This is a genomic window from Legionella feeleii, assembly GCF_001467625.1.
Classification (GTDB): domain Bacteria; phylum Pseudomonadota; class Gammaproteobacteria; order Legionellales; family Legionellaceae; genus Tatlockia; species Tatlockia feeleii.
Genome location: NZ_LNYB01000080.1, coordinates 205,853 through 227,694, shown reverse-complemented (window position 1 = coordinate 227,694; position 21,842 = coordinate 205,853). Strand labels below are relative to the sequence as shown.

The following is a 21,842-nucleotide window of genomic DNA, read 5'->3' as shown; positions in this document are numbered from 1 at the left end:
CCCGCCAATCAATCCTGTTACTGTGGATAGCTGAATGTTTAAAAATCTACTTATTTTTCCCCTGATCCTGATTTGTGCTGAAATGGCAGTTTTTCTTTCAACGGATATGTATCTGCCTGCTTTACCCGATATGATGCATGATTTGGATGTATCTACCAGTCTTGTTCAACTCACTTTGTCTGCTTGGTTTTTAGGCGGTATGTCGGTGCAATTATTTATAGGGCCTATTTGCGATCGAGTTGGCAGACGTCCGGTTTTTATAACGGGTATGTTAATTTTTGTGTTATCTACCTTCGTATGTGCAATCGCCCCTAATATTAGTGTCTTGATTGCAGCGCGTTTTTTTCAAGGTTGTACAATCTGTTTTATCATTGTTCCAGGATATGCCAGTATCCATGAACTCTATGATCAAAAAAATTCGGTTCGCCTTTTAGCGACTATGAGCAGTATTACGGTCCTTGCCCCTGCTTTAGGTCCTTTCCTTGGCGGGCTTTTGGCGACATTAACGAATTGGCGGTGGATTTTTCTATCTTTATTTGTTTGGGGTCTATTAATTACGGGTTGGGTTCTGGCGCGTATGCCAGAAACCCTGGCGGCTGACAAACGTGCACCACTAAACCTTCCTTTTGTGTTAGGTCAATATAAAAGTATCGTGACAAATTGGCAGTTTATGCATTATTTATTGCCCTATTGGCTGATGTTTTGTGGTTTCATGAGCTGGCTGGTTTGCGGACCTTTTCTGGTCACTAATGAATTTCATTATAAGCCACTTTATTTTGGAATTTTTCAGTTACTGGTTTTTGGCTTTTATATGGTTGCTAACCGATTAGTGCGGTTTCTTGTAGACAAAATGAGGCTTAACCAGCTGATTGAACTGGGCTTGTTTATTCTGTTGGCGGGCAGTCTTTTTTCTATGGCTACGTCGTTGCTCTACCCTTCGCATTTATTTGGGCTAATTGGCGGCATCATGCTTTTTGCTTTTGGTTTTGGGCTTTCTTCCGCCTCCCTGCAACGCTTGGCGATTGAATCATCGGATGCCCCTATGGGTTCACGAATGGCTGTATTATCAACCGGCCTTGGCATATCGGGGCTATTAGCTACGGGATTAGTGAGTCTGACTTATCATGGTAAATTAAGTTCACTTGCCTCTATCCTTTTTGCAACGGCCGTAGGTGCTTCTTTATTGTATCGAAGTGGTAAACGTTACCATTTAAGCCGTATTAATAATGAAGAGCCCTTGGTAAATGAGGGATGAAAAATTATTTCGGCAAAAAAATTTAGGTTGTTTCTGAAAGCTCAAGTCTATTTTTCCGGGGAGAAAAAGCCAGATTTGTTAACCAATTTTTACTAGGTACTTCATACCATTTATAAATAAAATAGGAAATAGATAGCAAACTTAGTAAGGCAATGAAGAACGTTTCAGTTTTATTGAACAAGGTGAATTTCTTGGTTAAATAGATTACACAGGTATAGACGGGAAATTGGATTAGATAAACACTGTAGCTGATATCACCTAACAAGATTAATTTTTTCCTTAACCAAGAGCTCTTCATCTCAATAAAGGGAGTGAGGCTTATAATAGCGATGGTTAAGAGTGAATAACAAAAACGCCCAATACCATAACTTGGATTTCCAACAATTTTATCCAATACCATATAAATAATGAGTAAAATCAAGATCATCTTTACAAGAAGTTGCTGTTTTTGACGCAACTGTGTCTGATAACGCTCATAGAAGATGAATAAAAGAATTCCTGCCATAAAGAAATAGAAATGATTGAGCGGGTTTGTATAAAGGGGCCAACTGGCCACTAATTCCTGAACATGTTCGGTTGAATTATAGGTATAAAGATTAGTGTTGTTTAAAAACTGGTAATCTACTGCCAAAAAAATGGTAAATAAAGTAAGAATAGTTACATAGTTGCGATCATTTTTGGTTAAACAAAGAATAAAAGGTAACAAAAAATAGAAGACATATTCGATACCGATAGACCAACCCCCTCTCACGGGAGTTAAATTAGTATTAATAAAGCCAAAAATAAACAATAAATTATTGGCGTTCATTAATTTTTCACTGGTGTTGGTTAAAGGAGTGACCAGCTGTATTAGCAAAACTAAAGTGATTATGAGGAAAGGATATTTTCCCAGGGAAGGTGCTTTTTTCTCTCCAACCAAACCAAATACAAATAAAGTAGCAACAATTAGCAGGATTGCTGGTGCTTGGAGAGTATTAAGCAACATACAAAGGTAGAATAAAGGTGCTATTCGAGCAAAACGTTTATATAAATAAGTTCCTGTATTCCTGATATTACTAAAGTCTGTTTTGTGATAACTGTAAAACAGGGCAAAGCCGCTAATAGCAAAGAAGCCATCAACGCTTACTATTCCTGCCGTCATAATGCCATGAAACTGTTTTAAATAATCGAGATCTAAAAACTGAATATAATGATAAATTGCCACCGATAGAGCTAACAGGCCGCGTGTAATATCAATCCCATCAATTCTTTTCATGCGTAAATAGTTTTTAAAATAGCCACTATACTTGAGATCCTTCGTTGATTAAATCTTTGGGAAATATTTTTCACTTAAATGCAAAAATAAAAAACATATTGTTATTGGTTGGGTCAATTTGCTGTTGTTAACTATTTTGCCAGTCATTATACGATATAAGTTTACCTTTCTGATCCCTAATTTATCTCTAAATGAACAACTCAATGGGGCGCCTGCGAATAAATGCAGACGGCACAGTCTTTATTAAACCTCGCAAATGACTTTCCCCTTCCCCTCCAAATGCGTTTATGGTAGAAAGTGCTTTTTGATAGCAAAATATACATGGGGCATGACATGTCAATAAAGTCAGATCGCTGGATAGAGAAAATGGCATTGGAACATGGGATGATTTCACCTTATCAACGCGGACAGGTCCGTGAGACAGATAAAGGCCGAATCATTTCTTATGGGGTTTCCAGTTACGGTTATGATGTGCGTTGCGCGGATGAATTTAAAATATTTACCAATATTAATTCCGCCATTGTTGATCCAAAAGCGTTTGATGCGAATAGTTTTGTGGATGTAAAATCCGATGTTTGCATCATTCCTCCAAATTCTTTTGCCTTGGCGCGTACAGTAGAATATTTTCGTATCCCGCGTAATGTACTAACGATTTGTTTAGGAAAGTCAACGTACGCACGTTGCGGTATTATTGTGAATGTCACACCGTTGGAACCGGAATGGGAAGGTCATGTGACCCTGGAGTTTTCCAATACCACGCCACTACCCGCTAAAATCTATGCTCATGAGGGTGTGGCACAAATGCTCTTTCTGGAATCCGATGAAGTTTGCGCGGTATCTTACCGCGACAGAGGTGGAAAATATCAAGGACAGACTGGCGTTACGTTACCGCGCACCTGATTCCATACGACGTTTAGTCGTCTGTGTCTTTGAGTGGGATATGGCCGCGTGATGCGTCCACCCGCTCTCTAAGCTCTTTTCCCGGCTTGAAATGAGGACTATATTTTGCCTCAGTAACTACCTTCTCGCCTGTTTTAGGATTATGAGCATTGCGTGGTGGACGGTAATGTAGTGAGAAGCTGCCAAAGCCCCGGATTTCAATGCGTTTGCCATCAACAAGGGCTTCACTCATTAATTCAAGAATTCGGTTAATGCCATCAGTAACCTGCTTTTCAGGCAGATGTGTCATTTTTGCAGCAAGGTTTGCAATGAGTTGCGATTTAATCATACCCACCTCGGTTAGCCGCGTTGTTAGGGTGTCAGTACCAAGACACAACAGGTGCTGACTTTCTTTATTCTATTTAAGTATAGACACGAAAAGAAATTATTCAATGTTATCAACTAACTGTAATAATATTCTAATTAGTAACACATTGTTACCCATCTTATTAAATAATTTACCTTTTGCAACTAGGGAAAACATTAGTTTACCTTGTTTTTTGCCGATCCTGCCCGGGGAACGCTTGATCTTGGCGTTGTTGGATATAGGCTTTAACGATGCCCCAGCTCATTTTTACCTGGGTTACTGCCTCTAAGGTAAACAAATCAGAACGGAGTGCTTTACTAGTAGTAATGACCAGGGCTCCTGGTTTAATTTGCTCAACAAGTTTACTAATCGCCAACCAGGTTTCGCCAAAAAAAGCAGTTGCATTAATAAAAATAAGATTGGCATCGGCAAAATTGGTTTCTAGAAAGTTACCCTGTATGAATTCAATGCGCGTAGCCTTGGTTTCATAGTCTTGAATGCATTTTAGACGTTGCTGTTGCTGTTGGGCACAGTGGTGTAAAGAGGTAAAAAGCTCAATTCCACAACTTTTTTTTACGTCAAACACCATGATGCAAGCCAATACTGCCTTGCCTGTACCACTGCCCAAATCATAAAAGACAGTGGATGGTCCTGGTTTGCCTAAGGATAGCAGTGCAATAAAGGATTCAAAGTCTATTTCTCCATACACATATTCCGGCGCATCCTGCCTGGTTCTTTCTGCTTTAGATAAGGCAAAACCATCGACATTCGCATACAGTTGTCGATAAACCTTGTGGTGCTTATTAAGGCGCAAGTTTTTTCGCCAGCGTTGTAATTTAATTTGCCGCCGCCAGATTGGCAAAAATAAAAAGAGAGAGCAAATCACAATAAGCGATGCAAGTAACATATTAAATTCGGTAGTCCTTAGGCATGTGAAGTAGAGGTGCTTTTTGAGGCTTCATACTAGCTTCCCCTTGGTTTCCTTAATACAGTGTATAACTTTATTAGAGTGAAATGGTCTATTTTATGCTTTTTTCGCTTATCCGCTGTATTGAGCTTAAAACGGTTTTTCCATGCTTAAAAGCCTGATTATTACGATTCTCTTCGTTTTTCTTATTGCGCTGCTAATGATTTATTATGGGCAAAGGAATTTGATTTACTTTCCAACAAAGGATAAGCCTGATCGCCATGCCTACCAGGCAGGTGATATGCAGCAAATCACCCTGCATACAGTTGATGGATTACGCTTAAACGCGTGGTACAAACCCGCTGCCCTAGGGCAACCTACCTTGTTGTTTCTACATGGTAACGCAGGGCATATTGGCTACCGTATGCCTTTGGTGCGGCAATTTCTGGCGAGCGGTTTGGGGGTATTGTTACTGGAGTATCGGGGTTTTGGCGGTAATCATGGCCAGCCCACAGAACAAGGATTATATCAGGATGGCCGTGCAGCCGTACAATTCCTGCTAAATCAGGGGGTTAAACCCAGCCAATTGATATTCTATGGGGAATCATTGGGTACAGGCGTGGCAACTCAACTTGCTACGGAGTTCCCCATCTGCGCGCTGATTTTACAATCACCCTACACGTCAATGTCAGCAGTCGCTCGATTCCACTATCCTTGGCTGTTAATATCACCGTGGGATAAATACGATTCTCTCGCGCGTATTCAAACTATCCACGTCCCTTTATTGATCCTGCATGGTAAGCAAGATCGCATTATTCCCTATGCACAAGGATTAATCCTTTTCGAACAGGCAAATCAGCCCAAGCATTTGGTGAGTATTGCTGATAGAGGCCATAACGATTTATGGAGCCCTTATTTTACGCAGGAAGTAAAGAGCTTTATTCGCACCAATTGCCATTAATAAGATCTTTATGGGCATGATTCGTGCATTCTAGTGTAAATTTAATGTTAATATTCCCTTAACCTTAATTGATTAGAATGGAATCATAACTCTAGCGTGGAGAACATTGTGCCTACTTTGTCTGTTACATCGACACCAGGCTTTTTTACGCGCCAACTTGGCAGTGTTGCAAAGCCCATTGTCAAAACCTCTTCAGAGCCAGCTTTTGTCAATGTGGGTGGAACTGGCGATTGTGGTTTTAGGTCGATTGCAGCTTGTCTAATTGATGATTATTTATTCAAGAGAAATCTTGTTAATCAACAGATTCTTGAAAGACTGCTTGCGCGTTACTTTGAATATTTTCCTCATCCACAGCCCTTTGGACGTACGGCAAGAGATCGCTTGGAGAGTATGACTAGAAGTCCTTTGGCGATAGCGGAATGTACGCGTCGATTGGCTTATGTTTTACGCCAGATCGCGGTTGATGAATTATGTGCACATCCAGAGAAATATCGCGGTGCCTTTGCTTCTTTTGAGGATAATGATCAGCATGCCAATGAAGATAGGGAAGCAACACCAGAACGGATGCGCCAGGAAACTACCTGGATTGATGAGAGCGCTATTGCCGCATTGGCTAATGCCCTTAAATTGCCCATAGAAGTACACGTGGTGACAAAGAATAAAGAGTTGCCTATGCGTCTGCAATATAATGCTTCTTCTGATGCCACACCAGAGGTGGTAATGCAGTTACAGAATGGACATTATATACCCCGCGTAAGTCAGCCAGCTCGCTTTATGAATATTAGTGAGCAACAAAAGAATATGGGACCATTACAACCTGTCACTCAAAGTGTTCAGGATCCTCCTTTATCTGAAATTCTGGCTAAAATTGCAGCAGAAGATCAGCGTTTGTTGGAAGAATTTGAAAATACTGTCAATCAACTCACTGCCAGTGTAATTGCAGGTGAAGTGACCAAAGAAGAATTGCTTGAAATTTATGTTAAAGGCATGGCAAAGAGTGATTATTTGCAGGGCCGGGTAAAATATGTAGGTCTTGAACACGGGAATCAACGCTTTTTCGAAGCCATTGAGAGTGCGAAACCTGGAGCGAAAATCAAAGCAGTCAGATTGGGTTCTGATAGCCATGATAAGCAAGTTGTTAACGAGTTGGTCCATGCTATTGCACGGGCAATCAGTATTGGTCAATTGGATCCCGGAGTGGTCTTTGCCAAGATTGAACATGACGAAGATTTCAGAATGGCTATGCCGGCTCTTAAATAAAAGTTTATGAAATTGAAACGGCCACCTCGCGTGGCCGTTTTTTTAGAGACTGTTTACATTTCGCTTGCTTCGGGTTTGCTGTTCGAGCGTCGCAGCGGAGCCTAAACGCCAGTATGTGGGCAGCGAAGTGCGGAGCGACAGACCCGAAGCGCCAACTAGTAGACGTTTAAATAGCCCTTAAAGAAACCCCTGTTCTTTCATCCACTCATCATTGGCATGTTTAGACATGTAATTGCGGATAGAGTCCGGCAAAATAACCAGACATTTTTGTCCTTCGCGAAGAGAACTTGCCGCTTGCAATGCACCCCACATGGCAGCGCCGGAAGATCCGCCAACTAATAATCCCTCTTCACGAATTAATTCTCTTGCAACTCGAAACGAATCGGCATCATTTGTTTTAACGTAGGTATCAATTAAGCTATTGTCGAGCACATCAGGAAAGAAATCATACCCAATTCCTTCCACGTGGTAAGGCTTAATCTCGTCACCACCACCAAGAATAGAGCCAATAGGGTCGATACCCACAATTTTAATAGCAGGGTTATATTCTTTTAGTCTTCTGGCAATCCCTGTTATCGTCCCTCCGGTACCTACACCGGCCACTACCATATGCAAATCCTTACCAAAATCGTCAATGATTTCCTGGGCAGTACCCTGATAATGCGCATTTGGATTATCTGGATTGGCATATTGATCAAGGATATGTGAATTAGGAATTTGACGCTGCAAGTCTTTGGCAAGCGAAATATGGCTATCGGGGTCATTCCATGCTGCTTCAGTACGAGTGCGATAAATGGTGGCTCCCAGGCGCTCTAAAACAGACTGTTTCTCCTGACTCATTTTGTTGGGCATGGTAATGACAACGTTATAACCCATGACTGCACCTGCCAGAGCGATCCCAATACCTGTATTGCCTGAAGTGGGTTCAATTAATGTATCGCCTGGTTTGATTCGCCCTTCACGCTCTGCGTTCTTAACCATTTCATAACCGATACGGTCTTTAACGGAGCCGCCAGGATTAAGAAATTCGCATTTAGCATAAAGCTCACAGGCAAGCCTGGCGCCCAGGCGATTAATTTTTACCACCGGTGTATGTCCTATAGTGGCGAGAATGTTTTGATAAATCATAGGTAGGTCCTTGTAATGATTTGCCATTCAGTATACGACAGAGCCTAAGGCTTGCCCACTGTATACGTACTATTTACCTAAGACTTTATCGGAAATTCTATGAGCGATGAGATTTGCTTTGTTAATGGGGATACGCGTGTGCTCCCTGTTTTGAGTTTTCCTGTTTCGTGGTAGATCGCAGGTCGATTTTACAAGTGGGCTTGCAGCAGCTAGAATGGCTAAACAGATGTTAAATCACTCAATTTCAAGGATGACAGCATGAAAAAAATTTTTCCTTTTACGAATCTGACTGTCGCTGTATTGTGTACAGCTCCCTTACTATTAACCGGATGCCAGGGTATAGAAGAACTTTTTACTGATTCTTCCCAGCGCTCCTACGAGCAAGGCCATCATACAGGGGCTGGTTATGGAAGGGCGAATAGATCACAATCACAGTCGCAATCGACTCAATATACAACGACTACCAGTGGCTCTACTTCAACAGGGAAAGCTTCTGTAACACCAGCGACTCAATCAACCACTACCAGCGGCAGTGTTCCTATTGAACCACCTACAGTGCCTACTATAGCGCCGACCACCGCAACATCGACCCCGTCAACAACGCCAGCAGCAACGACCAGTACACCACCCAGTGGTATGGCTCCACCGACAGTTAGTCAATAAAGACCAGGGTCTGTTGACATCTCTACTATCTTGGTCGAAAAGGGTTGATTTCCTGCGCTTCGCTGCTCATTTACTCTCATGTAAACTGTGCTGCGATGCTCGTAAATCAACCCTTTTCGACTCAAGCTAGCGAAATGTCAACGGACCCCAGAGGGTGGGTACCAGGACTCTACTAGATCATTAAATTTTGTCAGGTATTGGAGCTTGAAGCGGAATAATTGATCGTCTTCACGGACCAGACATCCTCGTGTATGCTCGCAGCAAAAGACCAATACGATTTCCAATCAATTTTTGTTGAGTGTAATAAATGAATACATTGAAAGCACAGGCTGCAAAGGCTGCATTAGCTTATGTGGATGATAATATGATAATCGGCGTGGGTACCGGCTCAACAGTCAATTACTTCATTGATGAGCTGGCAACCATCAAACATCGTATCGACGCCTGTGTGGCTAGCTCAAAGGCAACCGAGAGTCGATTACGTGCCGCTGGTATTCCCGTTATCGATTTAAATTCAGCAGGCGATTTACCCATTTATGTCGATGGGGCGGATGAAGTGAACGAAAGGTATGAAATGATTAAGGGCGGAGGGGGCGCACTGACCGGCGAAAAAATTGTTGCAACGGTAGCGCGTCAATTCATTTGTATCGTTGATGAATCAAAACTGGTAAAGCATTTAGGTTCTTTTCCTCTGGCGGTCGAAGTTTTACCAATGGCACGCAGTTATGTTGCGCGTGAAATTGTTAAATTAGGGGGGGATCCGGAATATCGCGAAGGTTTCATTTCTGACCATGGCAATATTATTCTTGATGTTTATAACCTGGAAATTACTGATGCGAGGCGGTTAGAAGACACAATCAATTGTATTCCCGGTGTAGTGGAAAATGGTTTATTTGCTAAACGACTGGCGGATAAGGTTTTGGTTGCCAGCGAAAATGGAGTAAAGGTCATTTGATGAAACAGACTTGAACGATTTGAGTCAATCACAAGAAGTAGCAAATGTTATGAAAGGAATAAAAGGGAATCCAAGTTTATGAACTTTACCAGAATTTTATTGCAAAATATTGTTAGCAGGACAGTTAGCTCCGTTTTCTCTATCATGCTTCTGATAGCTGGGTCACTAATATCCATGTCGTCGTTGGCAGGTGGTATGAATGAGGTTGTAATGTCTGGCAAGCGGGAACTAAAGCCTTGGTCAATAACAGGAAGCCTGGGCTACACCGATTACCAAAATATGTACAAAGCCGATGGTCAAACGGGGATAGGCCGATTTGCTCTTGGCCGAGATTTGCTGATTTACAAGCAATGGATCGTTGGCCTGGAAATAGGCATACAAAATGGCAATGACATGCGCCTTGGTGTTTCCCAGGCTACGCTGGATGAACTTGGCGGTCTTCCGATTCAATCGACGGTTAAACCTGTCCTGGATGTACTCGCCACATTGGAAGTCCCCCTTTGGAATACAAGCGCGCTTTCTGGCCAACTCAAAGGAGGCGTTGCCTATCGTCGTTGGCAATTTAACAATCGTGTCAGTATTAACGATAAGTCGCAATTGGCTGGAGAAGTACAAGCGGGTTTGGGTTATTCAATCAGTGAGTGTACCAGTTTGAGTTTGTTGTATCAGGGAATTTTTGGCAGTAACCCCGATTTTCGTGTTAATGCACTTCAGCAGACAGGTCAGGTCGCTAATATTCCGGTACAACATGGGGTATTGCTTGGTTTCTCAGTTAGAGTTTAATCCATACAAATCATAGGGATTGTGATGAATAAAAAAATAACAATGGTGGGTATTGTTTCAGCGGTAAGTTTTACAACGGCAATCTATGGAGCAAACCCTGCTTCAACACAGTACGTTGATCAAAAAGTTCAGCAAGCTGTCAGTCAGCTTGAGTCGCAAATTGCCAGTATTTCCGGAACACCAGGCCCCCAAGGCCCGCAGGGTCCACAAGGTACAAGTGGTGTGGGTGTTCCTGCAGGAGGGACTACCGGGCAGTTGCTCGCAAAAGTGACAAATGTTGATTATGACACTCAATGGATTGATGGACCCGTTACTTACGCTGTTGGCCAGCAGGCTATGGGAGGTATCGTGTTCTGGGTGGATTCCTCCGGCCAGCATGGATTAATTGCTGCCAGTGCCGATAATGAAGGAGGAGGTACGGTAACATGGCGAAATAGTACTGATGTACTGACCAGGGCCATTAGTGACGGGATCTATGGTGGAAGGCCTAATACGGGACAGATTATGGCGCTGCAAGTTCCGGATGGCAATAATATTTTCGCAGCCCGAGTGTGTTATAATTATGCCATTCAGTCCGATGGCACTAGCGCTTGCGCCGATCCGGGTGCTGCTGGCGCCACTTGTTATGCGGACTGGTATCTCCCTTCAAGATTTGAGCTTAATCAACTTTATTTACAAAGAGCTGTAGTTGGCGGTTTTACTGCTAATAGTTATTGGAGTTCCACCGAAAGTTCGGCAAGCGACGCCTGGTCCCAGAGTTTTGCGCTTGGTAGCCAGAATTTTGTTTTGAAGGATTCTCTGATGCAGGTACGTTGTATCCGGGCTTTTTAACCCGCGCATTCTTAATTTTTTCTTAAGTTATACTCGATATACTTCCCTTATCTGAAAAGGGAGTATGAGATGCGTGTATTAATTGTCGAGGATGGTGCTTTTAATGCGTTTTGCCTAACTCGTTTGCTTGAAAGTGTTTGTCAGCAGGCGCAAGTCACTGTAGTAGGTGATAGTCTTAGTGCCCTCAATTATCTTAGGCACAATACCCCAGCTTTGGTGATTGTGGATGGTCATTTAAGGGCTGGCGATGGACTAAAATGCAATGGTCCCGCGCTGGTTGATGCTATATGGCAAACCAATCCACATCTTCCTGTACTAGCTTGGTCAGATTGTGAGACCATGCGACATGCTTTTGCTGAAATTTTCAAACAATATAACAAGCCCTTTAACGAGCATACTTATTGGCCCAAAGTGGTCAGTCATGAGCGTATCCGTATGTCTTTCTCGTATTTATTGCGTACTGGATCGGGTTCTTTTGAACCCCTGCAACGCAGTGAAAGAGTAGAAATACTTCACGCTTAATTTGTGTCGCTTGGCCTGGCATAACCAAAGAAATGAATTTCCACTTTGTGGTCCTTATTTAGTGGGCTTCATCCCAATCATGGCCGACTCCAATCGAAACGATTAACGGTACCGATAGTTGTACAGTATGTTCCATCAATTCGCGAATGGTTTGCGTTGCGTAATCAATAGCAGATTCGTGAATCTCGAAAACAAGTTCATCATGCACTTGCATCATCATCCTTACAGGTGGTTTTCCCGATGAGTTTTGCCAATTAGCAATTGCAAGCATCGCTTTTTTTATGATATCTGCTGCTGTACCTTGCATGGGAGCATTGATTGCTGTGCGCTCTGCAGCTTTTTGCCGCATTAAGTTGCGCGCATTAATCTCCGGCAGATAGAGGCGGCGGCCAAACAGCGTTTCGACATAACCTTGTTGATGAGCTTGCTTGCGGGTGCGGTCCATGTAGGCAAGTACGCCGGGATAGCGGGTAAAATAAACATCAATGTAATATTGAGCGTCCTGGCGTTCAATCCCCAGTTGCTTGGCCAGGCCAAAAGCCGACATGCCGTAGATCAAGCCGAAATTGATCGCTTTGGCACGGCGACGATGTTCGCTAGTGACCTCAGCCAAATCAACCTGAAAAATTTCACTGGCAGTGGCCGCATGGATGTCCCAACCACAGGCAAACGCTTTAAGCAGATTTTCATCTTGCGAGAGATGCGCCATGATGCGTAATTCAATTTGTGAATAATCCGCTGCCAATAAGACATGATCAGGCGGCGCGATGAACGCTTTGCGAATCAGGCGCCCTTCTTCGTTTCGTATCGGAATATTTTGCAAATTGGGTTCACTGGAAGATAGACGTCCAGTTGCTGCTACTGCCTGATTATAACAGGTATGTACCCGCCCTGTTTTGGGATTAACACGTTTAGGCAAGGCATCAATATAAGTAGATACCAGTTTGCTTAAACTACGGTATTCAAGAATAACTGCTGGCAGGCGATAGTCAAAGGCGAGTTCTTGCAGGATTGCTTCTGCAGTGGATGGCTGCCCGGTGGGGGTTTTAGCCAGAGCCGGTAGCTTTAACTCATCAAAAAGAATTTCCTGTAACTGTTTGGGAGAATTCAGATTAAAAGGTCTTCCCGCTAATTGTATCGCTTCTTGTTCCAGCAAAATGATACGTTCTTTAAGTCGATGACCATGTTTTGCCAAAGTCTCCAGATCGATAAGAACCCCGCCGTATTCCATATTTGCAAGCACAGTAAGCAACGGTATCTCAATGTCATGTAACACGGTTTTCAACCGTTCATCGAGCATGGGATAGAGTTTGTTATGCAATTTTAAAGTGACATCAGCATCTTCTGCAGCATAGGGGGCTGCTTTGCTAACAGGGATTTGATCAAAGCGTAGTTGCTTTGCACCTTTGCCTGCAATGTCCTCAAAACTGATGGTCTTATGGCCTAAATATTTTAACGCCAGGGAGTCCATATCATGCCGCCCTGCGCTGCTGTTTAACACATAAGACTCCAGCATGGTGTCGAAAACAATACCTTGCAGGCTAATACCATGGTTTTTAAAGACGTTATAATCGTATTTTAAATTTTGCCCCAGTTTGCCGATAGCTGGATTTTCGAGAATTGGTTTTAAGCGATTTAGTACCGAGTCACGAGATAATTGTTCAGTACCATCGTTGTGTGTCAGGGGAATATAGACCGGGTTGTTTTCAGTAATGCTTAAGGCTATACCGACAATTTCTGCATCCAGCGAGTCGAGACTGGTTGTTTCAGTATCAACACAAAACAGATCACAAGCCTCCAATTGACAAAGTAATTCATTAAATTGCATTTCATTGGTGATGACGCTAAAGGGAGCTTGTTGTCTTTGTGTGGTGGGTGCCGGACTGGATTGTTGTAACCGCTCTTCCTGCTCTAAAAGTTCTTTTAACCAGGTTTTAAATTCCAACTCTTTGACAAGTGCTATTAATCGTTCTCTATCCGCTGTTTTAGGGCTGAGATCGGAGAGCGTTAATGGCAACTCCACATCTGTTTTGATAGTGACAAGTTTTTTAGATAGGGGTAAATAAGTAAGACTTGAGCGTAAATACTCTCCGATTTTGCCGCTAATTTTATCCGCTGCAACAATTAAATTATCCAGTGTTTCGTATTCCTGTAGCCATTTGGCTGCTGTTTTAGGACCACATTTAGTGACCCCTGGTATATTATCTACACTGTCACCAATTAAAGTTAGATAATCAATAATCTGCTCTGGACTGACACCAAATTTCTCTTTGACACCATCGATATTCAGCAGTTGATTGCTCATGGTGTTGATAAGCGTGACCCGCTCATTAACTAATTGAGCCATGTCTTTATCACCAGTTGAAATCAACACGTCAAGACTTTGTTCGACGGCTCTGTGGGCTAGAGTGCCAATCACATCATCTGCTTCAACGCCTTCAATAATCAATAAGGGTAAACCCATCGCTTGTAGCAGATCAATCATGGGCTTAAATTGATCGTGTAACTCCTGGGGCATGGGGGGGCGGTGAGCTTTATAATCCGGGTACCATTCATCCCGGAAGGTTTTACCTTTAGCATCAAAGACAACCGCGATTTGCTGAGGCTGATAGTCTTTGATTAATCGTTTAACCATATTGGCAACACCATAGATGGCGCCAGTAGGTTGCCCTTTAGAGTTGGTAAGTGGTGGTAATGCATGAAAGGCACGAAAGAAATAAGAAGAACCATCTACCAAAATTAAGGGTGCGGTCATTATTCTTGAGCCTCGTACTGATCCAGGCGTGCGTTCAGTTCTGCAACTTTTTCACCTAATCCTTTCAAGTTTTTGCGCATTATAGGAATACGAGTGACAGATAGTTCCTGTTCAATGGCTTTATCTTTAGGACGAGCGGGACTTCCCAAATAGATATTGCCCTGCTTTAAATGTTTTTTGGGAGGTACACCGGCACGGGCACCTAGAATCACGCCATCATCAATCCGGACATGATCACTGACTCCCACGTTAGCTGCAAAAATGACGTGACTACCACTGGTTGAGCTTCCTGCTATACCAGTAAAGGCGCAAAGAATATTATGTTGACCCAGCTTTACTGAGTGGGCTATTTGTACCAGGTTGTCAATTTTTGTTCCTGCCCCAATAACCGTTGCGTCTAATGTGGCTCGATCTATTACTGTATTTGCACCAATCTCAACATCGTCTTCAATAATTACCCGGCCTATATGAGGTACTTTCAAATGCTGGCCGTCAGTAAAAGTATAACCAAATCCATCTGAACCAATTACTGTTGAGGCATGAATAGACACACGGGAGCCAATTTGGCATTGGTGGTAAATGGTTACATGCGGGTGTATGGTGGTATCGGTACCGATGATTACGTCGTAGCCAATATTGACATGCCCTTTAATAACCGTGTTATCCCCTATGACAGATCCTGCTTCAATGGTTACATAAGGACCGATAGAGACGTTTTTACCGAGGGTGACATCTTGCGCAATCACTGCTGTAGGATGTATACCTGGGGTTGCCTTTCTCGGTGGATGAAAATGGTTTAATAATTGAATAAAGGCTTTAAAAGGATGCGAAACGCGTATAAGAGCTTTACTTTCACTATTATATTGGCCATTAACTAAAATGGCTGCAGCATCGGATTTTTCGGCGAGTTGGAAATTATCATCACTATCTGCAAAAACCAGCGATCCAGCAGTAATATTATTGATTGAGGCGAGAGAGGTAATAATAATTTTTTCATCACCAACAACAACACCTTGAACTAAATTAGCTATCTCATACAACGAAGCATTCATTAATCGGCCTTATAATTACGCAAAATAGTACGATTATACTCCGATGCAGCTTCAGTTGCGAATCATGTTTCAGAAGAATGTTGAGGAAACGAGTTCCTCAACGACAAAAAGAGTATTTTTTGATCAAATTGGTTATTAATATCGACGTAATAACAAGGCTGCGTTTGCACCGCCAAAAGCAAAGTGATTGGATAGGGCAATATCAATGCGTTTCTTACGTGCGTGATTTGCCACATAATCCAAATCGCAAGCCGGATCAGGCTCGTGCAGGTTAATTGTTGGCAAGAGGGTATCGTGTTGTAAGCTTAAAATGGTAGCGATGATTTCCATTGCTCCCGCAGCCCCAATGGCATGGCCCGTCATAGCCTTTTGTGCTGTTACAGGTATTTCATAGGCACGATTGCCAAATACGGTTTTGATGGTTTCTGTTTCAGTAACATCATTGAGTTGGGTGCCGGTACCGTGAGCATTAATGTATTGCACATCACCTACAGCCAGTTTTGCATCATCCAGGGCTGTTTGAATAGCACGAACCTGCCCTTGTACAGTCGGTGCAGTGACATGATAGGCATCACAACTTGCACCGAAGCCAATAATTTCCGCATAAATTTTGGCGCCACGAGCTTTAGCGTGCTCCAACTCTTCCACAATTAAAATGCCAGCCCCATCGGCCATGACCATACCATCACGATTTTTATCAAAAGGACGACTAGCCAAAGCAGGATTTTCATTTTGTGTGGACATGACGCGAAGTTTACACCAGGCAGCCATAATGGTTTCCCACAGCAGCGATTCGGTCCCGCCACAAAGGGCGAGCGTGAGGCGGCCATTAGCGATTTGGTGATAGGCGTTGCCTATTGCTTCTGCAGAAGAGACACAAGCATTGGAGATTGTGGAATTAGGTCCGCCAAGACCAAAGGCGATAGCCACGTGATTAGCTACTGAATTGGGCATGCCACGAATGACACTCAAGGCAGGAATTTTTTTCCACCCTTCACTATAGAAGGATTGATAAGCTGCTTCCAATTCAGGTGTTCCGCCCAGGCTTGTACCGATATAAGTCGCTGCCTGTTGTAGCTCCGTTGCTGTTAAGCCCGAACGTTCTATGGCATGGTGAGCACAATAGAGTGCATATTGTGCCACACGTGGGTAGCGCTTGCTTTTATCAAATTCGGGCAAATGAGCCAGGGATAAATTGGTAATTTCACCACCAATTTGAGTGGGATAAGGGGTTGGATCGTAGCATTGGATACGCTTTATACCACATTGACTATTCGTTGCGGCTTCCCAGAAGGATTCAAGCCCGTTACCGATGGAGGAAATGATCTCCATCCCAGTGATGACAACCCGTTTTTTCATTCCATATCCTCTTAGCCCATATCCACTTGGCGTCGTCCTGCCGCAGTAAAACGCAATACTAAAGGGACGACAGAAAATCTGTCAAGGCGAATCCTCAGCTTTTTCGTGATCGAATGCTTTATTTACAAATCAATGTCTTATCCTGTTTAAGGAGTTGTTGATAAAGCGCTTCAACCAGCAAATGGGCGTGATCGTTTTCACCGTTAGTAGCACTGTTAAATAAAGCGCTAATAATAACCTGATTGCAGGGTACATAGATATACAGGGCGCGATAACCTAAGGTTTGTCCCTCATAGCGCCAGTAACGGCCTATTTTGCTATCATAAGTTTGTACAATACCTAAACCAAAACCCTGTGGGTTTTTGACATCCGTTTTAGCCAGTGGAGAACCGGTCGGAATAGCAATGAGCGTCTGCATTTTCTTTTTCTGGGCTGGGGTCAGCAATTTACCATCAATAAACAGATGCTCTATCCAATGAATGACATCCTCACTATTAGCCACCAGGCCTCCCGCAGCGCCAGCCCAACTTAGATTATTCTCGGTTACATCTTGCCCCAGTAATTCAGGATTCTCGTAAACATTATAGGAGTATCCTCTTACCAGGCGTTGCAAGACCTCAGCAGGATAATCAGGAAGAGGATAAAAAGTATTTTGTAATTTTAGAGGGGTGAGAATTTTATCGCTTAACAAATTTTGAAAAGGGGTGTTATAGACTTTACTAAGAATCATATCTATTAAAGCATAGCCGGTATTACTGTAAAAATAGCCCGGTTTGAGGGGAGGATTAAACCGGGTGGAGTAAACTAAATTAATGAGGTCTGACTGACTCCAATATTGCCGCAGATTTTTACTCGTTAAATAATTAAAACGAGGCGTATCGGAATAATTGGGAATACCGGTGCTCATATTAAGTAAGGCGTCTAATTTTAATTGGCCCCAATGGGAATAAGCAGAAAGATAACTATTGAGCCGGTTCTCGAGTTTAAGTTTCCCTTCGCTTTCAGCCATCACTGCAAGGGCAGCAGTAAACGATTTAGTAATACTGCCAATATTAAAGAGGTCATCTGCGCTGATAGGTTGACTGCCTGCTTCAAGCGAGCGATTACCCGCTGTATAAGTACTGATTTTATCTTTCGTTCCAGTCCTAATAGAAACCTGGATAGCGGAAAACATTTCTTGTGGTCCGTATTGACGTAGATGCCCTTTGATAAGGGTGTCAGGAGTAATCGTTTCGTTTGTTGCAGCGCTGCAACTGATTACAGCAAATTGAACAGGAAGAGCTAACAATACAGTCAATAATTTTTTCATAAGTCAGTAGTCAGTCGGGAATTTATCCATGTTAAAAAACTTGTTTAAACTAGCATGATTAGGAAAGCGTACGCAACTTATCAATGGAAATAGTCCAGTAATCATTCGCATCCTTGGTTTTAAAACCATGGCGCGTATAAAGATTAAGAGCACCCTGATTAGAGGTTTCAACATCGAGTGCCAAATGAGTTTTTCCGTGAGACAGGGCATGATTAATACACCAGGCTAACAACTCACTGCCCAAGCCTTGGCGTTGATAAGCAGGCAAGATTGCTATGTCAGACAAAATAGCGTCATCGGATTGCCAACGAATATGTGCTTTACCAACCGGCTTTTCATGGAGTGAGGCGAGGAAGATGACGTAATTATTATCACTGAGCAGGCTGTTAAAACGTGCAGCCATATCAGTTTGTTTGGCAGCTTCAAAACAGGCTTCATCAATCACCGATAAAATGGGAATATCCGCCTCGGTTGCCTGCCGCATCGTCAGTTCACGGCGGGTAATTAAAACAGGCTCATAACTGTGTCGTTGCATATGGTATTCACTACTTTGGTAATGAAAACCGAGTCTGGATAACCATTCATCATTGAGCTTTGCTGGTGTAGAAAAAATGACTGTATTGATTTGCTTTGTAAATAATAAGGGCATGATGCTTTGTAGCATTTGTGTCGCAATACCCTGTCGGCGATAAGTAGGGTCAACGATAATACTTACTTCACAAGCATCTTCATAGAAAAAATAAACACTCAAAAATCCCGCTAAATGATTGTCTTGGTAATAGAAGACATTATTGTCGGTCGCTCTTTTTTCAATGAGCAAATGACGATAGAGTGGAGGTACACCGCCATCTGACTCACGGCATAGGGCAGCCAGGTCATCAATAGCGCTTAGTTGGGTGTCACTTACATGATTATTACAGATCAGCATGGTCTTGTGGGTAATAAATAAGTTAGCGCATATCTTGTCAGATTTTTTTAAATTGTCCTAGGGGCTGTTTATATTTCTACAGTCTTGGCGCTTATGGTCCCTATTTTCTGTGCCTCGTTATTCACATACCGCGTTGATCGCCGTTGCGATGTTGAATTTCAAGAGTATTCAAGCTAGTAAAATATAAACAGCCCCCTCATCACAGAATTATTTTTTCTGGTTATAATTTCCTATTACTGAACCAGGCTCTTAGCACAGAGGTTGCCAGAGGAATAACAGGAGAAGCTCATGAAAACCAGAGGACGGTTATTAGCTGCCATCGCTGTTTTTTTCTGGGGAGCGGCTTATGTTTGGGGCAAGCTTGCTATGGATTGGTTATCCCCTTTTGCAGCATCCACGGCGCGCTTTGGTTTTGCGGCATTCATTATGTTGATTATCACCGTATTTATTAACAAACCCGGCCGTTCTCAATTTAAGGGCCACTGGCTGCATTATTTTTTACTGGGTTTTATTGGGATTACCTGTTTTCAGGGTTTTCTATTCTTGGGGGTGTATTATTCGTCACCTGTCAGTGCTGCTGTTATCATGGCGCTGTCGCCTGCCTTGACGGCGATTCTGGAAGGTTTAATAACCAGGCAAATGCCTCCCGCAGCGACGATATTCGGGATAGTGATTTCAATGGTTGGTGCGGTCATTGCTATTTTGGGAGCTAGTCCGCAAGGGTTAAGTCATTTTCATTTGAATGGCGGGGATCTCTTTGCTTTTATTGCCTCTCTCTGTTTTAGTTTCTATACCGTTGCTTCGCGTCGATGGCTAATCAAACAAGTTTCATTACTATTTAACGTTACTCTTATCGTCACGATAGGAGCAATTTTTTTATTACCTCTGGGACTTAGTTTCTTGCCGGATAGTTTTCCACCCTCAATGACACCTGTCTGGGCACTAGTAGGACTAATCCTTGGTTCTACGGTTAGTGCTTATCTATGTTGGACGCAGGCAATTGATCAAATTGGTGTGTCGGAGCCTAATCTGATGTTTAATTTCATGCCAATTGTGACAATAGGTTTATATTCACTGCAGGGGAATCTACCTACGCTGTTGCAACTGGCAGGGGCTCTTTTAGTAGTGGCCGGTGTGAGTTGGGCGATGTTACCTAACAACAGGAGGAGTTGACATTTCTACAATCCTGGCGCCTATGGCTTGATATTCTGGGCTTCTCTGCGAAGCTCGAAAATCAAGCGCAAGCTAGCGGAATGTTGCCCCTACTCCCCGGTATTTAAAAAAATTAACTAATCATAAAAAAGATCACAAACACGACACTTAAAATAATTAATAAGTGATTCACTGCCTGGCGCGTAAGTAATTTAAGTAGGGTATAGAGAATGATCCCACCGCCTATGCCATCAGCAATTGATGCTGTAAACGGTATCATCATGATGGTAATCATGCAGGGGGCTATTTCACTAAAATCAGTGAGTTTTAATTCACCCAAATGTTTCATCATACAACAGGCTACATAAAGCAATGCAGGACCTACAGCATAATTGGGGATCATTTTTGCCAATGGGAAAAAGAACAACATTAAAATGAACCCTGCAGCAATCACCAACGCGGTTAATCCCGTGCGGCCGCCTGCTTCAATACCCGCTGCTGATTCAATAAAAGGAGACGTGCTGGCTGAACCTAGCAATCCTGCTGCTATGGAGGCTGTTGCATCAGCGGTTAAACTTTTGCTGAGACGATGCTGATAATCGGGTTGATGTTTAAAAATGGATGGATTAAGCAAACCAATTAAGGTTCCCGTTGCATCAAATACAGCAATGAGGAAAAAGGTAAAAATTGCTTTAAGTGCGGTTACGTTCGTTAATCCTGAAAAATCGAGTTTCAGGAAAGTCGGCGCTATGGAGGGCGGTAACGCAACCAAACCTTGCCAGCTGGTCAAACCCAGCAGCAAACTCAGAATACTGATGCAAAGGATACCAATAATGATTGCTGCTGGAATTCGGTAATAATCCAATACCAGAATTAATAGGAAACCGGCAAAGAAAAGTCCACTTTGCGGGCGACTAATATCGCCCAGATGCATCAAGGTATATTTGTTACTAATAATAAGCTGGTTAGATTCCAGGGCAATTAAGGCAATCAACAAACTGATTCCAATTAAGATAGCTATTTGCAAATTATGTGGAATTGCTTCAATCAAGAGGCGCCGTAAACGGGTCAGACTGATAAAAAGAAACATGACTCCCGAGATAAACACCATGGCTAAAGCGTGTTGCCAATCCACGCCTAGTCCTTGCACAACACTGTAGGAAAAATAAATATTAAGAGCCATCCCCGGCGCTACTCCTATGGGAGTATTAGCGAGAAGACCGGTCAGGGCACAAGCAAAGGCGGTCACCAGACAGGTCGCAGTAAAAACAGAACCTTGGTCCATACCGGTATGTTGTAAGATGCTTGGGTTCACAAAGGCTATGTAAACCATCGTTAAAAAGGTAGTGGCTCCTGCTAAAAATTCTTTTTTCAGCGAGGTATTTTCTAGCAGACGGGATTTTAAGGTATTCATGATGGCTTTGCTTGAGGCAAAAGGAGATCCTACAAAAGATAAGGGAGAGTTACTAGGGGGTGTTGGCATTTCGTTAGCTTGAGGACTTATGATTTGATTTTCGGGCA

General features: G+C 42.9%; 20 protein-coding genes. 10 read left to right on the top strand and 10 right to left on the bottom strand.

The window, feature by feature from the left end; all coding sequences use genetic code 11:
- Positions 1 to 34 precede the first annotated feature (34 nt).
- A complete protein-coding gene (locus tag Lfee_RS08680; protein ID WP_058445860.1) occupies positions 35 to 1,255 on the top strand; it encodes a multidrug effflux MFS transporter in 1,221 nt (406 codons plus the stop codon).
- A 22-nt stretch (positions 1,256 to 1,277) separates the two neighbouring features.
- On the opposite strand, the gene Lfee_RS08675 is transcribed toward Lfee_RS08680, so the two are convergent.
- On the bottom strand, positions 1,278 to 2,510 hold the full coding sequence (locus Lfee_RS08675; protein ID WP_058445858.1) for an acyltransferase family protein: 1,233 nt from the start codon (positions 2,508 to 2,510) through the stop codon (positions 1,278 to 1,280).
- Positions 2,511 to 2,843: 333 nt separating this feature from the next.
- Here Lfee_RS08675 and dcd point away from each other — a divergent pair, with 333 nt between their 5' ends.
- A complete protein-coding gene (gene dcd / locus Lfee_RS08670; RefSeq protein WP_058445856.1) occupies positions 2,844 to 3,410 on the top strand; it encodes a dCTP deaminase in 567 nt (188 codons plus the stop codon).
- Between the two features lie 13 nt (positions 3,411 to 3,423).
- Here dcd and Lfee_RS08665 read toward each other — a convergent pair whose 3' ends face one another.
- Both Lfee_RS08665 and Lfee_RS08660 read right to left on the bottom strand, forming a co-directional pair.
- Positions 3,424 to 3,786, bottom strand: coding sequence for an integration host factor subunit beta (locus Lfee_RS08665; RefSeq protein WP_162262677.1), 363 nt, complete (start codon positions 3,784 to 3,786; stop codon positions 3,424 to 3,426).
- A gap of 151 nt (positions 3,787 to 3,937) precedes the next feature.
- Positions 3,938 to 4,663, bottom strand: a complete 726-nt coding sequence (locus Lfee_RS08660; RefSeq protein ID WP_058445852.1) for a class I SAM-dependent methyltransferase — start codon at positions 4,661 to 4,663, stop codon at positions 3,938 to 3,940.
- Positions 4,664 to 4,829: 166 nt separating this feature from the next.
- Here Lfee_RS08660 and Lfee_RS08655 point away from each other — a divergent pair, with 166 nt between their 5' ends.
- Both Lfee_RS08655 and Lfee_RS08650 read left to right on the top strand, forming a co-directional pair.
- Complete coding sequence (locus Lfee_RS08655) at positions 4,830 to 5,624, top strand: alpha/beta hydrolase (RefSeq protein WP_058445850.1); 795 nt, start codon at positions 4,830 to 4,832, stop codon at positions 5,622 to 5,624.
- Between the two features lie 108 nt (positions 5,625 to 5,732).
- The gene (locus Lfee_RS08650; protein ID WP_058445848.1) at positions 5,733 to 6,884 is read left to right on the top strand and encodes an OTU domain-containing protein; all 1,152 of its coding nucleotides are present in this window, start codon (positions 5,733 to 5,735) and stop codon (positions 6,882 to 6,884) included.
- A gap of 177 nt (positions 6,885 to 7,061) precedes the next feature.
- Here Lfee_RS08650 and Lfee_RS08645 read toward each other — a convergent pair whose 3' ends face one another.
- A complete protein-coding gene (locus tag Lfee_RS08645; protein WP_058445846.1) occupies positions 7,062 to 8,012 on the bottom strand; it encodes a pyridoxal-phosphate dependent enzyme in 951 nt (316 codons plus the stop codon).
- Positions 8,013 to 8,270: 258 nt separating this feature from the next.
- Here Lfee_RS08645 and Lfee_RS08640 point away from each other — a divergent pair, with 258 nt between their 5' ends.
- From Lfee_RS08640 to Lfee_RS08620, 5 genes are all read left to right on the top strand, one after another.
- The gene (locus Lfee_RS08640) at positions 8,271 to 8,675 is read left to right on the top strand and encodes a hypothetical protein (RefSeq protein ID WP_058445844.1); all 405 of its coding nucleotides are present in this window, start codon (positions 8,271 to 8,273) and stop codon (positions 8,673 to 8,675) included.
- Between the two features lie 307 nt (positions 8,676 to 8,982).
- Complete coding sequence (rpiA, locus tag Lfee_RS08635; RefSeq protein ID WP_058445842.1) at positions 8,983 to 9,630, top strand: ribose-5-phosphate isomerase RpiA; 648 nt, start codon at positions 8,983 to 8,985, stop codon at positions 9,628 to 9,630.
- 78 nt (positions 9,631 to 9,708) lie between these two features.
- Positions 9,709 to 10,413: a hypothetical protein gene (locus Lfee_RS08630; RefSeq protein ID WP_131753130.1), complete on the top strand. Its 705-nt coding sequence runs from the start codon at positions 9,709 to 9,711 to the stop codon at positions 10,411 to 10,413.
- A gap of 24 nt (positions 10,414 to 10,437) precedes the next feature.
- Complete coding sequence (locus Lfee_RS08625) at positions 10,438 to 11,244, top strand: Lcl C-terminal domain-containing protein (protein ID WP_058445840.1); 807 nt, start codon at positions 10,438 to 10,440, stop codon at positions 11,242 to 11,244.
- Between the two features lie 69 nt (positions 11,245 to 11,313).
- Positions 11,314 to 11,766, top strand: coding sequence for a response regulator (locus tag Lfee_RS08620; RefSeq protein ID WP_058445837.1), 453 nt, complete (start codon positions 11,314 to 11,316; stop codon positions 11,764 to 11,766).
- 58 nt (positions 11,767 to 11,824) lie between these two features.
- On the opposite strand, the gene polA is transcribed toward Lfee_RS08620, so the two are convergent.
- From polA to Lfee_RS08595, 5 genes are all read right to left on the bottom strand, one after another.
- Positions 11,825 to 14,521, bottom strand: a complete 2,697-nt coding sequence (polA, locus tag Lfee_RS08615) for a DNA polymerase I (RefSeq protein WP_058445835.1) — start codon at positions 14,519 to 14,521, stop codon at positions 11,825 to 11,827.
- On the bottom strand, positions 14,521 to 15,573 hold the full coding sequence (gene lpxD / locus Lfee_RS08610) for a UDP-3-O-(3-hydroxymyristoyl)glucosamine N-acyltransferase (RefSeq protein WP_058445833.1): 1,053 nt from the start codon (positions 15,571 to 15,573) through the stop codon (positions 14,521 to 14,523). The genes polA and lpxD overlap by 1 nt, the downstream gene beginning before the upstream one ends.
- Before the next feature lie 135 nt (positions 15,574 to 15,708).
- Positions 15,709 to 16,932, bottom strand: a complete 1,224-nt coding sequence (locus Lfee_RS08605; RefSeq protein ID WP_058445831.1) for a beta-ketoacyl-[acyl-carrier-protein] synthase family protein — start codon at positions 16,930 to 16,932, stop codon at positions 15,709 to 15,711.
- Between the two features lie 118 nt (positions 16,933 to 17,050).
- The gene (locus tag Lfee_RS08600; RefSeq protein ID WP_058445829.1) at positions 17,051 to 18,241 is read right to left on the bottom strand and encodes a serine hydrolase domain-containing protein; all 1,191 of its coding nucleotides are present in this window, start codon (positions 18,239 to 18,241) and stop codon (positions 17,051 to 17,053) included.
- A gap of 58 nt (positions 18,242 to 18,299) precedes the next feature.
- Positions 18,300 to 19,169, bottom strand: coding sequence for a GNAT family N-acetyltransferase (locus Lfee_RS08595; protein ID WP_058445828.1), 870 nt, complete (start codon positions 19,167 to 19,169; stop codon positions 18,300 to 18,302).
- A gap of 288 nt (positions 19,170 to 19,457) precedes the next feature.
- Here Lfee_RS08595 and Lfee_RS08590 point away from each other — a divergent pair, with 288 nt between their 5' ends.
- Positions 19,458 to 20,342 carry a DMT family transporter gene (locus tag Lfee_RS08590; RefSeq protein ID WP_058445825.1) on the top strand — a complete coding sequence of 295 codons (885 nt, stop codon included), beginning with the start codon at positions 19,458 to 19,460 and terminating at the stop codon, positions 20,340 to 20,342.
- A gap of 112 nt (positions 20,343 to 20,454) precedes the next feature.
- Here the strand turns inward: Lfee_RS08590 and Lfee_RS08585 are convergent, their stop codons facing one another.
- A complete protein-coding gene (locus Lfee_RS08585) occupies positions 20,455 to 21,735 on the bottom strand; it encodes an NCS2 family permease (RefSeq protein WP_058445823.1) in 1,281 nt (426 codons plus the stop codon).
- Positions 21,736 to 21,842: the final 107 nt, after the last annotated feature.

Excerpts from the sequence above, each read along its gene's own strand:
- Lfee_RS08680 (WP_058445860.1), top strand. The coding sequence starts at position 35 with ATGTTTAAAAATCTACTTATTTTTCCCCTGATCCTGATTTGTGCTGAA.
- Lfee_RS08675 (WP_058445858.1), bottom strand. The coding sequence starts at position 2,510 with ATGAAAAGAATTGATGGGATTGATATTACACGCGGCCTGTTAGCTCTA.
- dcd (WP_058445856.1), top strand. The coding sequence starts at position 2,844 with ATGTCAATAAAGTCAGATCGCTGGATAGAGAAAATGGCATTGGAACAT.
- Lfee_RS08660 (WP_058445852.1), bottom strand. The coding sequence starts at position 4,663 with ATGTTACTTGCATCGCTTATTGTGATTTGCTCTCTCTTTTTATTTTTG.
- Lfee_RS08655 (WP_058445850.1), top strand. The coding sequence starts at position 4,830 with ATGCTTAAAAGCCTGATTATTACGATTCTCTTCGTTTTTCTTATTGCG.
- Lfee_RS08645 (WP_058445846.1), bottom strand. The coding sequence starts at position 8,012 with ATGATTTATCAAAACATTCTCGCCACTATAGGACATACACCGGTGGTA.
- Lfee_RS08640 (WP_058445844.1), top strand. The coding sequence starts at position 8,271 with ATGAAAAAAATTTTTCCTTTTACGAATCTGACTGTCGCTGTATTGTGT.
- rpiA (WP_058445842.1), top strand. The coding sequence starts at position 8,983 with ATGAATACATTGAAAGCACAGGCTGCAAAGGCTGCATTAGCTTATGTG.
- Lfee_RS08630 (WP_131753130.1), top strand. The coding sequence starts at position 9,709 with ATGAACTTTACCAGAATTTTATTGCAAAATATTGTTAGCAGGACAGTT.
- Lfee_RS08625 (WP_058445840.1), top strand. The coding sequence starts at position 10,438 with ATGAATAAAAAAATAACAATGGTGGGTATTGTTTCAGCGGTAAGTTTT.
- Lfee_RS08620 (WP_058445837.1), top strand. The coding sequence starts at position 11,314 with ATGCGTGTATTAATTGTCGAGGATGGTGCTTTTAATGCGTTTTGCCTA.
- polA (WP_058445835.1), bottom strand. The coding sequence starts at position 14,521 with ATGACCGCACCCTTAATTTTGGTAGATGGTTCTTCTTATTTCTTTCGT.
- lpxD (WP_058445833.1), bottom strand. The coding sequence starts at position 15,573 with ATGAATGCTTCGTTGTATGAGATAGCTAATTTAGTTCAAGGTGTTGTT.
- Lfee_RS08605 (WP_058445831.1), bottom strand. The coding sequence starts at position 16,932 with ATGAAAAAACGGGTTGTCATCACTGGGATGGAGATCATTTCCTCCATC.
- Lfee_RS08600 (WP_058445829.1), bottom strand. The coding sequence starts at position 18,241 with ATGAAAAAATTATTGACTGTATTGTTAGCTCTTCCTGTTCAATTTGCT.
- Lfee_RS08595 (WP_058445828.1), bottom strand. The coding sequence starts at position 19,169 with ATGCTGATCTGTAATAATCATGTAAGTGACACCCAACTAAGCGCTATT.
- Lfee_RS08590 (WP_058445825.1), top strand. The coding sequence starts at position 19,458 with ATGAAAACCAGAGGACGGTTATTAGCTGCCATCGCTGTTTTTTTCTGG.
- Lfee_RS08585 (WP_058445823.1), bottom strand. The coding sequence starts at position 21,735 with ATGAATACCTTAAAATCCCGTCTGCTAGAAAATACCTCGCTGAAAAAA.